Genomic DNA, 9,914 nt, shown 5'->3' with positions numbered 1-9,914 from the left:
TCGGGCGCGGCAAACGCGTGAGCACTGCTCGTGACGGGACCACCCCACCTGCCAGGCATGGAAAAAGCCAAGAGCCAAAGCCAAGAGCACAAGCCAAGACTGCTCGGCTTCGCCTTCGCTTCGGCTCGCCTTCGGCATTGCGTGGAGGTGAGGGCCCACCCCGCGTCCCGCACAGCACAAAGCCCCGGTCCTGGTGGGCCGGGGCTTTGGACTTCGTGGTGCTAGGCCGGGGTGAAGGCCAGGGCCACGTTGTGGCCGCCGAAGCCGAACGAGTCGTTCACCGCGGCGTCCAGCTTGATCTTGCGGGGTTCGCCTGCCACCACGTCCAGCGTGACGGCCGGGTCCAGGTTCTCCAGGTTGAGGGTCTGGGGAACGATGCCGTCGCGGATCGAGAGGACCGTGACGATGGCTTCCACCGCGCCTGCCGCGCCCAGCAGGTGGCCGAGGGCGCCCTTCGGGGCGGTCAGGACCGGGTGGTCGCCGATCGCCTTGCGGATCGCCACCGTTTCCGCCACGTCGCCCACCGGGGTCGAGGTGGCGTGGCAGTTCACGTGGCCCACGTCGGACGGGTCGATGCCGCCCGAGCGCAGGGAGGCCGCGATCGCTCGCGACTGGCCCACGCCCTCGGGGTCCGGGGCGGTGATGTGGTAGCCGTCGGCACTGGTGCCGATGCCCGCCAGGCGGCCGTAGATCTTGGCTCCGCGGGCCTCCGCGAACTCGCGGCGCTCCAGGACCATGACGCCCGCGCCCTCGCCGAGCACGAAGCCGTCGCGGCCCGTGTCGAACGGGCGTGAGGCCTTCTCCGGCTCGTCGTTGCGGGTGCTCATCGTGCGGGCCTGCGAGAAGCCCGCCACCGGGATCGCCGTGATGCACGCTTCCGCGCCGCCCGCCACGACCACGTCGGCTTCGCCGGACTTGATCATGCGGTAGGCCCACGCGATGGCCTCCGCGCCTGACGCGCAGGCGGAGACCGGGGCGTGGACGCCTGCCTGGGCCTTCAGCTCCAGGCCCACGTGGGCCGCGGGGCCGTTCGGCATCAGCATCGGGACGGTCAGCGGCGACACCTTGCGCAGGCCCTGCTGCTCCAGGAGGTCGTCCTGGGTCAGGAGGGTGATCGCGCCGCCGATGCCCGTGCCGATGATGACGGCGAGGCGCTGGCGGTCGACGGTGTCGTCGTCGTGGCCGGCGTCGGCCCACGCCTGGCGGGACGCCACGATGGCGACCTGCTCGGAGCGGTCGAGGCGCCGGGCCTCCACTCGGGGCAGCACCTCGGTCGGGTCGACGACGAGCTGAGAGGCGATCTTGACCGGCAGGTCGTACTTCTCGACCCACTCGTGGGTCATCGGGCTGACGCCCGACTTGCCGGCCAGGAGCGCGTCCCAGGTCGACGTGACGTCGCCGCCGAGCGGGGTGGTGGCACCCAGCCCGGTGATGACGACCTCGATGCCGGAACTCACTTGTTGCTGGTGATGTAGTTCACCGCGTCACCAACGGTCTTGAGGTTGGCCAGCTCGTCGTCCGGGATCTTCACGCCGAACTTGTCCTCGGCCTGGACGGCGATCTCGACCATCGACAGCGAGTCGATGTCGAGGTCGTCCACGAAGGACTTCTCAGCGGTGACGTCGTCGGCGGCAACGCCGGCGACCTCTTCGACGATCTCGGCAAGACCGGACAGGACGTTGTCGCTCACTGAAGTTCCCTTTCGGTTGGAACGGTGGAAAAACTCGGGGTGGTGCTCACGGGCACCGGACGACCTGTCCCGCGTAGGACAGGCCCGCGCCGAAACCGACCATCAGCACCACGTCTCCTGAGGAGATCTCGCCCGCGGACCGCATGTGGTCGAGCGCCATGGGGATCGAGGCCGAGGAGGTGTTGCCGGATTCGACGATGTCTCGAGCGACCTTCAGGTCCTCGCGCGCACCATTCTTGCGCAGGCGCTTCGCGATCGCTTCGATGATCCTGAGGTTCGCCTGGTGCGGGGCGAACACGTCCACGTCGGACAGTGCGACACCCGCGAGCTCGGCGGCACGGATCGCGACCGGCGCGACCTGGGTCGTCGCCCACCGGAAGACCGCCTGGCCCTCCTGGTGGATGAACGAGTCGCGGTCGTCGATGCGGATGACCTCGGACATCGAGCCGTCCGAGCCCCACGCGACGGGGCCGATCTCGTTCGTGTCGCCGGCACCGACCACGACGGCACCCGCGCCGTCCGCGAAGATGATCGCGGTCGAGCGGTCGTCCTGGTGGGTCCAGTCGGTGAGCTTCTCGGCGCCGATGACGAGGACGTTGCGGACCGTGCCCGCGCGGACGATGTCCGAGGCGGTCGCGACGGCGTAGCAGAAGCCCGCGCACGCGGCGTTGAGGTCGAACGCGGCGGCGGCCTGGATGCCGAGCTTCGTCGCGACCTGCGCGGCGGCGTTCGGGATGGTCGACGGCATGGTGCAGGTCGCCACGATCACGCCGCCGATGTCGGCGGGCGTGAGACCCGCGTCCTCGATCGCCTTCGTGCCGGCCGTGACGGCCATGTCCACGACGCCCTCGTCCTTGGCGGCGACGCGCCTGTTGACGATGCCGACGCGCTCGCGGATCCACTCGTCCGAGGTGTCCATGCGCGCGGCGAGGTCGTGGTTGCTCACCACGGTCTCGGGCTGGTAGCTGCCGAGACCGAGGATGCGGCTACCCGCAGGGGCCTGCGGGGCCTGGAAGGTCGTCACTTGTCTGCTCCAACGGTGTCGAAGAGCTCCGCGACCTTCTCGAGCTGGTCGGGGGTCTTCAGGGCGAGGGTGGCGGTGCCCTTCATCGCACGCTTGGCCAGACCCGTGAGAGCGCCGGCGGGCGGCAGCTCGACCGAGCCGGTGATGCCCTTCTCGACGAGGGTCGCCTGGCAGACGTCCCAGCGGACGGGGCTGGTGACCTGGGAGACCAGGCGGCTCAGCACCTCGGCGCCGTCGGTCACGGCCTGACCGTCCTTGTTGGACAGCAGCGGCAGCGACGGGTCCTGCGTGGCGACTTCGGCGGCACGCGCGCGCACCGCGTCTTCGGCGGGCGCCATGTACTTGGTGTGGAACGCGCCCGCGACGGCGAGCTTGCGGACCTTCGCCGTTCCGGGCGGGTTCTCCGCGAGCTCGTCGAGTGCGGGACGCGGGCCCGCCGCCACGATCTGGCCGGCGCCGTTGCGGTTGGCGGGCACGAGACCGAGCTCCTCGAGGCGCGCCAGCACCTCCTGCTCGTCGCCGCCGAGCACGGCGGCCATGCCGGTCGGTTCGAGCGCGCACGCCCGCGCCATCGCGGCACCGCGCACGCCGGCCAGGGCGACCGCGTCGTCGGCGCTGATGACACCGGCGATCGACGCCGCCGCCAGCTCGCCGACGGAGTGGCCCGCGACGACGACGTCGGCGGGCAGCTCGACGCGGCGGCGCAGCTCGCCGAACGCCAGCAGTGCGAGGGCCACGACCAGTGGCTGGGTGATCGCGGTGTCGACGATCTCGTCGGCCTCCGCCGTGGTGCCGAGACGCACGAGGTCGAGCCCCGTGATCTCCGACCACGTGCGCACCTGCTTCTCCGCCCCCTCCAGTTCGAGCCAGGGGGTGAGCATGCCGGGCGTCTGGGACCCTTGTCCGGGCGCGAGGAGTGCGATCACGCGATTACTAAAGCCGGTGAACCCGCCGGTACCCCATGTCGCGGGGAACCAAGTACGGCGATCGTATTTGTAGAGACCCTACAAAAGCGTCTTCGCGGCGCATCTGCTTCGGAGTCTGCGCAGGTCAGTGGTGTGGCGGGTCGTTTGGTCCTCACTCCAACGGATGTGTGCGAAGTCCGTCACAGCTCGATCGCTACCACAGGCCCCGGGAGCGCGCCAGGCGTCCTACGGACAATGCGACGCGAAGCACAAGTGCGTCTCGAGCGTCATGTGCATTTCTTCCGGTCATTTCCTGAACGCGCCGAAGGCGATATCTGACCGTGTTCGGGTGCACGAACAGTCTTTTCGCGCACGTCTCCAGCACGCCCCCGACCTCCAGGAACGCGTCGACGGTCTCCAACAGCGCGCCGCCCGCGTCCTCCAGCGGCCGGGCGACCCTGTCGACGAGCTGCCACTCCGCCTCCGGGTCGCCCGCCAGCGCCCGTTCCGGCAACAGGTCGAGCGACCGGACGGGCCGGGGCGCGGCCGGCCAGCCCACCACCGCGCGCAGTCCGCTCAACGCGTCACTGGCGCTGCGGTGCGCCTCCGAGAGCGACGCCACGGTCGGTCCCGCCACCACCGGGCCCTCGCCGAAGCCCTCGGCGATGCGGCCCAGCACGTCCTCACCGGTCTCGGTCGGCCCGCCGAGCACGACGACCAGCCGCGAGCCCTGCACGGACAGCAGCACCGGCCGGCCGGCGCGGGCGGCCTTGCTGCGCACCGAGTAGATGATCGCGGGCGGGTCCTCGCCGCCGGGGTTGCCGACCAGCACGGTCGCCTCCAGCGCCGGGTCCCAGCCCAGCGCGGCGCCGCGCGACAGCAGCGACTCCTCAGGGTCGCCACGCACGATGCCGTCGACGACCAGCGCCTCCAGCCGCGCGTCCCACGCGCCGCGGGCCTCGGCGGCCGCCGCGTACGAGGTGGCCGCCGAGAAGGCGATCTCCCGCCCGTACCGCAGCACGCCCTCCATCAGCAACGCGCGCTCGGCGTCGTTCGCGGCCATCTCCGGCAGCTGGCCCTCGAACAGCTCCAGCGCTATCCGGACGAGCTCGACGGTCTGGCGCAGGCTCACCCAGCGCGAGATGTCCTTGGGGGCGCTGCGGAACGCCTCCGCGGTGAGCCGGATCGCCTGCTGCCGATCGTGCAGCCACTCGACGAAGCCCGCGACGCCGTTCTGGATCAGCAGCAGCACGCTCGCCCGCTGGTCCGCGGGCATCCGCGCGAACCAGGGCAGCCGCTGCTCCATCTCGGCCACGCTGGCGGTGGCGAGCGAGCCGGACGCGCGTTCGATCTTGCGCATCGTGCGGGCGGAGAGCGCGGACGGGTGCTCCTCCTCGGCCTTGCTGCTGGTCATATCCGCAGCTTAGAGCCACGGGGACGGACATCACCGGTACGGGTGACGCAACCGATGAAGCGGTTTGAACGGCCATACCTTCGGGGATCGATGGTCTTTCGTGCGGCACGGAGGTAGGTCTTGCGCAGGTTCCTCGGGTTCGTCCTGGGCGTGGTCGTGCTCACCGCCACGGGTGTCACGGCGTCAGCCGACCCTCCCGACCCCCTCGCCGAGTACCACGCCCAGCCGGTGCGGTGGGTGCCCTGCACCGGAAAGCTGGCCGACCTGGAGTGCGCCACCCTCGTCGCCCCGCTCGACTACACGACCCCGGCGGGCGACCGGATCAACCTGGTCATCAGCCGCAAGAGGGCAGCGGCGCCCGACCGCAGGCGCGGCGTGCTGCTCACCAACCCCGGCGGGCCCGGCGGCTCCGGGCTCGGCTTGCCCCAGTTCCTCGCCAAGGCCGAGGTCGCGCAGGTCTACGACCTCGTCGGCTTCGACCCGCGCGGCGTCGGCGGCTCCACGGCGCTGAACTGCCGCGTCACCCCCGCGCTCGCCGAGCCGGAGTCGCGGCCCGGTGACGGCGACTTCGCCCGATGGGCGGCGGAGGCGCGCGAGGCCGAGCAGGCCTGCGAGAAGTCGGGCGGCGGGATCCGGCGCTACGTCAGCACCGCGAACACCGCGCGGGACATGGACCTCGTGCGCGCGGTGCTCGGCGAGGCGAAGATCAACTACCTGGGCTACTCCTACGGCACGTACCTGGGCGCGGTGTACGGGACGTTGTTCCCCGACCGGCTCGACCGCAGCGTGCTCGACTCGGCCGTGCACCCGGAGTGGGTGTGGCACGAGCAGTTCCGCCAGCAGGCCGTCGCCTACCGCCGCGACGTCGAGACGTGGGCGACCTGGGTGGCGGAGCGCGCCGAGAAGTTCGGGCTGGGCAAGTCCCGCGACGAGGTGCTGGCCGAGGTCGAGAAGGTGGCCGCGAAGCTGCACGCGGCACCGGTCGGGGAGTACGGCCGCTCGTCGTTCGACGGCGCGCTGGGCGTGGGCGCCCGCTACCGCCCGCTGTGGTCGGACCTGGCGTCGATCGTGGTGAAGCTGCGGTCAGGGCAGGGGCCGGAGAACACCGAGGCCGCCGAGGCCGGTCAGGTGCTCGCGCGGACCGGTGTTGAGGAGCTGCGGTCCGGCGTGTTCGACACGGTCACCTGCGAGTCGGACTGGCCGAGCGACCTCGACCTCTACTACGAGGACATGCGCACGTTCCGCGAGCGCTACCCGTACGGCTTCGGCATCGTCCGCGCCGCGCCGATGACGTGCACGTTCCGCTCGTTCGCCCCGCCGGAGCCGCCGGTGAGGCTCGCCCGCGAGGGCTACCCGATCGGCGTCGTCGTGCAGGCGGAGGGCGACACCCAGACCCAGTACGCGGGCGGCCCGGCGATGGCGGAACGGCTGGGGCACAACCTGATCACCGTCGTCGACGAGGGCAAGCACGGGCTCTACAACGGCAACGCGTGCGTCGACGCCAAGGTCAACCGGTACCTGGTCGACGGGGCGTTGCCGGGCAGCAGCACCGAGTGCGCGGGCGACCCGCGGCCCGACGTGCCGCAGGACGGGCAGGGCGGCGCGGTGCCGGCGCTGTCGCCGGACAGGATCCGGACCTACCTCGACGGCCGCGGGCTGAGCGCGGGAAAGCCGTAGAAATGTGGAAGCGCCCGCCACGGAGCGTGGCGGGCGCTTCCCTCTCCCCGGTCCCCACCGGTGGTTCCACTCTGGACTGCGCGATGGCAAAAATCCACGTCAGCCACCCTTTCGTGTAGCAGTGTCGAAGTTGTGGAGCGGTGTCATCCGCGAAACGATCAATCGGTCGGATCTTCACTCACCGCAACTTCTGTTCATTGGAGGGCCCGTGGGCTCGCAAATCACCGAGGGCCTGGGCCAGGCGTGGGCGATGGTGGCCACGTTCGTGCCGAAGCTGCTCGGCTTCCTGCTCGTCCTGGTCATCGGCTGGTTCATCGCCAAGGCTCTCGCCAAGGGCGTGCAGTTCCTGCTCAAGCGCGTCGGCTTCGAGAAGCTCGTCGACCGCTCGGGCCTGAACGGCGCCATGCGCCAGTCGTCGATGGACGCGTCCGGGCTGATCGCCAAGATCGTCTACTACTTCGTGCTGCTGATCGCGCTGCAGCTGGCGTTCGGCGTCTTCGGCGCCTCCAACCCGGTCAGCACGCTGCTCAACGAGGTCATCGCGTACCTGCCGCGCATCGTCGTCGCCCTGGTGCTCGTGATCGTCGCGTCGGCCATCGGCACCGCGCTGAAGGGTCTCGTGATGGGCGCGCTGGGCCAGCGCTCGTACACGAAGATGCTGGGCAACATCACCTACGGCTTCGTCATGGCGCTCGGCGTCATCGCGGCGCTGAACCAGCTGGGCATCGCGATCTCCGTGACCATGCCGGTCCTGATCGCCGTCCTCGCCACCATCGCCGGTGTCGTGATCATCGGCGTGGGCGGCGGCCTGGTCCGCCCCATGCAGCAGCGCTGGGAGGGCTGGCTGACCCGCGTGCAGGACGAGGCCCAGGCCCAGTCCCCGATGCCGCGCGCGTCGCAGGAGATGCCGTCCGGCGTGGGCGGTCGCATGAGCGACATGCCGACGCCTCCGTCGGGCACCCCGATGTCCGAGAGGTAGTCCTCGTTTCCAGGGAGGGGCCCCGCGCAAACATGCCGCGCGGGGCCCCTTCCTCGTGTTCCGGGGTTTCTCCAGTTCCGGTCCACCGGGCGGTCGGAGTCTCGTCTCCACCCGAACTGTTCCGTCGCGGTGGAGGACCTATGAAAGCCCTAGTGCTGTCCGCGGGCGTGCGCCCCGCCGGATACTCGATACCCCGGCAGATCGTTCCCATCGCGAACAAGCCGGTGCTCGAGTACGTGGTCGAGAACCTCAGGGACGTCGGGATCACCGAGATCGGCATCGTCGTCGGCGACAGCGGCCAGGAGATCTCCGAGCTGTTCGGCGACGGCTCCTACCTGGGCGTGTCGATCACCTACATCAGGCAGGACCTGCCGCTGGGGGTCGCGCACTGCGTGCGGATCGCCCGGCCGTTCCTCGGCGACGACGACTTCGTGCTGTACCTGGGCGACAACGTCCTGGTCGAGGGGATCGGGCAGATCGCGGACGAGTTCGCCCGCCTGCGGCCGACCGCGCAGGTGCTCGTGGACAAGGTGGAGGACCCGCGCCTCTACGGCGTCGCCGAGGTGGACGAGAACTCGCGCGTGACGCGGCTGATCGAGCACCCGCAGGAACCCCGCAGCGACCTCGCGATGATCGGCGTCTACTTCTTCACGCCCGCGATCCACGCCGCCGTCGACGCGATCGAGCCGTCGTGGCGCGGCGAGTTCGAGATCACCGACGCGCTGCAGTGGCTCGTGACGCACGAGCGGGACGTGCGGGCGCGGATGTACTCGGGGTTCTGGAAGGACACCGGCAGGGTCGAGGACGTGCTGGAGTGCAACCGCGAGCTGCTGATGGGGCTGCGGACCGACATCCAGGGCATCGTCGACGACGAGTCGCGGCTCATCGGTGACGTCGTGGTCGAGGAGGGCGCCCGCGTCGTGCGGTCGTGCATCGTCGGTCCCGCGATCATCGGCGCCGGCACGCTGGTCGAGGAGTCGATCATCGGTCCGTACACGTCGATCGGCGCGGACTGCCGGATCACCGAGTCCGGTGTCGCCGACTCGATCGTGCTCAACGAGGCGTCCGTGCACAACGTGTCCGGGATCGAGACGTCGCTGATCGGCCGCCGGGCCCGCGTCGGGTCGGCGCGCCAGCACCGGCTGGTCGTCGGGGACGGCGCGCACGTCGACGTGGCGGCTTAGGCCCGCACCCAGTCCTGAAGGCGGTCGCACTCCTCGGCGACCGCCTTCTGCCTGCTCTTCGGCAGGTTGTCGAGGTAGTCGACGGTGATCGCGCGGTCCTTGGTGATCGTCCACGTGGCGACGACGTAGCCGTCGACGAGGACCGTGGGCTTGCCGCCGACGACGACGCCGAGCCGGTCGTCGGCGATGACCCTCCTGCGGTCGGCGTGGGCGAGCAGGACGTTGTCGAACTCGGGCAGCAGCCTCACCGGCAGCGGGGTGTCCGCGTCGGGGCGCGGGGCGTCGGGGAGGTCGAACAGCTCCTTGCCGGCCTCGTTCCGGAAGGTGACCAGTCGCGGGCGCAGGGCGTTGAACGTCTCGGTGAGCTTGGTGAGACCGGACCACTGCTGGGCGTCCATCACCGTCGCCGGGCCGAACGCCCCGAGGTAGCGCAGAACCAGCTCCTCCTTGTCCATCGCCCGTTGTGGCTCGCCGAGCCAGTTCTCGACCGTGGTGCAGACGGCCCTGCCGCTCCGGTGCCACAGGCCGCGCGGCGGGAGCTGGACGAGGGCGAGCTTGTTGCGCAGGGCGTTGCCCAGGACGGTGTGCTCGCGGTCGGGCCAGCGCTCCCGGAGCTGTTTCCCGGCGTCCGCGGTGCCCTGCGGGAGGTCGTCGAGGATCTTGCGGCCCGCCTCGGCCACCTCGTCGAGGTCGAGGTTCCTCAGCCGGCCCGCGAACGGGCCGCTCCGCAGCTCGCGGTCGAGCTTGAGCTGGGTGTGGGGCCGCAGTCCCAGCGCGTCCCGTGCGCTGACCAGGTGGATCGTGCCGCGCATCAGGAGCATGCGGACGGCCTCGCGGGTGGTCAGCAGGTCTTCGAGCTCCTGCGGCCGGAAGTCCTCCAGGCGCGTCCAGAGGCCGATGTACGGCGACTTCGGTTCCTGGGCCTGGATGCCGACGAGGTGCTCGATGGTGGCGAGCGCGCTCATGTCGGCGCGCTCGCGCAGCATCTGGCGTTCGATCAGCGCTCTGTTGAGCTGGTCCTGGCTCAGCGTCCCCATCGGG

Annotated in this window: 9 protein-coding genes; 3 read left to right on the top strand and 6 right to left on the bottom strand. The window is 70.6% G+C overall.

The features are described from left to right. Positions 1 to 221: 221 nt before the first annotated feature. The 5 genes from fabF to VF330_RS09855 all read right to left on the bottom strand — a co-directional run bounded on the left by fabF (position 222) and on the right by VF330_RS09855 (position 5,033). Positions 222 to 1,457, bottom strand: coding sequence for a beta-ketoacyl-ACP synthase II (gene fabF, locus VF330_RS09875; protein ID WP_330851217.1), 1,236 nt, complete (start codon positions 1,455 to 1,457; stop codon positions 222 to 224). Beyond that, positions 1,454 to 1,690, bottom strand: a complete 237-nt coding sequence (locus VF330_RS09870; RefSeq protein WP_030465146.1) for an acyl carrier protein — start codon at positions 1,688 to 1,690, stop codon at positions 1,454 to 1,456. Before VF330_RS09870 ends, fabF begins: the two co-directional genes overlap by 4 nt. Before the next feature lie 46 nt (positions 1,691 to 1,736). After that, on the bottom strand, positions 1,737 to 2,714 hold the full coding sequence (locus VF330_RS09865) for a beta-ketoacyl-ACP synthase III (RefSeq protein WP_330851216.1): 978 nt from the start codon (positions 2,712 to 2,714) through the stop codon (positions 1,737 to 1,739). Further along, positions 2,711 to 3,640 carry an ACP S-malonyltransferase gene (locus VF330_RS09860; RefSeq protein WP_330851215.1) on the bottom strand — a complete coding sequence of 310 codons (930 nt, stop codon included), beginning with the start codon at positions 3,638 to 3,640 and terminating at the stop codon, positions 2,711 to 2,713. Before VF330_RS09860 ends, VF330_RS09865 begins: the two co-directional genes overlap by 4 nt. A gap of 193 nt (positions 3,641 to 3,833) precedes the next feature. Continuing rightward, positions 3,834 to 5,033 (bottom strand): PucR family transcriptional regulator, encoded by a 1,200-nt coding sequence (locus tag VF330_RS09855; RefSeq protein ID WP_330851214.1) that lies wholly within the window; start codon positions 5,031 to 5,033, stop codon positions 3,834 to 3,836. A gap of 120 nt (positions 5,034 to 5,153) precedes the next feature. Here VF330_RS09855 and VF330_RS09850 point away from each other — a divergent pair, with 120 nt between their 5' ends. The 3 genes from VF330_RS09850 to VF330_RS09840 all read left to right on the top strand — a co-directional run bounded on the left by VF330_RS09850 (position 5,154) and on the right by VF330_RS09840 (position 8,873). Next, the gene (locus VF330_RS09850; protein ID WP_330851213.1) at positions 5,154 to 6,710 is read left to right on the top strand and encodes an alpha/beta hydrolase; all 1,557 of its coding nucleotides are present in this window, start codon (positions 5,154 to 5,156) and stop codon (positions 6,708 to 6,710) included. Between the two features lie 208 nt (positions 6,711 to 6,918). Next, the gene (locus VF330_RS09845; RefSeq protein WP_330851212.1) at positions 6,919 to 7,689 is read left to right on the top strand and encodes a mechanosensitive ion channel family protein; all 771 of its coding nucleotides are present in this window, start codon (positions 6,919 to 6,921) and stop codon (positions 7,687 to 7,689) included. Between the two features lie 140 nt (positions 7,690 to 7,829). After that, the gene (locus VF330_RS09840; protein ID WP_330851211.1) at positions 7,830 to 8,873 is read left to right on the top strand and encodes a glucose-1-phosphate thymidylyltransferase; all 1,044 of its coding nucleotides are present in this window, start codon (positions 7,830 to 7,832) and stop codon (positions 8,871 to 8,873) included. Here VF330_RS09840 and VF330_RS09835 read toward each other — a convergent pair. Continuing rightward, entirely contained in the window at positions 8,870 to 9,910 is a 1,041-nt protein-coding gene (locus VF330_RS09835; protein WP_330851210.1) for a winged helix DNA-binding domain-containing protein, read from the bottom strand. The two genes, VF330_RS09840 and VF330_RS09835, sit on opposite strands and share 4 nt — an antisense overlap. Positions 9,911 to 9,914 lie beyond the last annotated feature (4 nt).

This window comes from Lentzea sp. (assembly GCF_036380075.1).
Classification (GTDB): domain Bacteria; phylum Actinomycetota; class Actinomycetes; order Mycobacteriales; family Pseudonocardiaceae; genus Lentzea.
The sequence above is the reverse complement of the archived record's forward strand: the minus strand, read 5'-3'. Positions and strand labels throughout refer to the sequence as shown.

Bases quoted from the DNA above. Each gene is read 5' to 3' on its own strand.
- VF330_RS09835 (WP_330851210.1), bottom strand. From the start codon at position 9,910: ATGGGGACGCTGAGCCAGGACCAGCTCAACAGAGCGCTGATCGAACGC.
- VF330_RS09855 (WP_330851214.1), bottom strand. From the start codon at position 5,033: ATGACCAGCAGCAAGGCCGAGGAGGAGCACCCGTCCGCGCTCTCCGCC.
- VF330_RS09840 (WP_330851211.1), top strand. From the start codon at position 7,830: ATGAAAGCCCTAGTGCTGTCCGCGGGCGTGCGCCCCGCCGGATACTCG.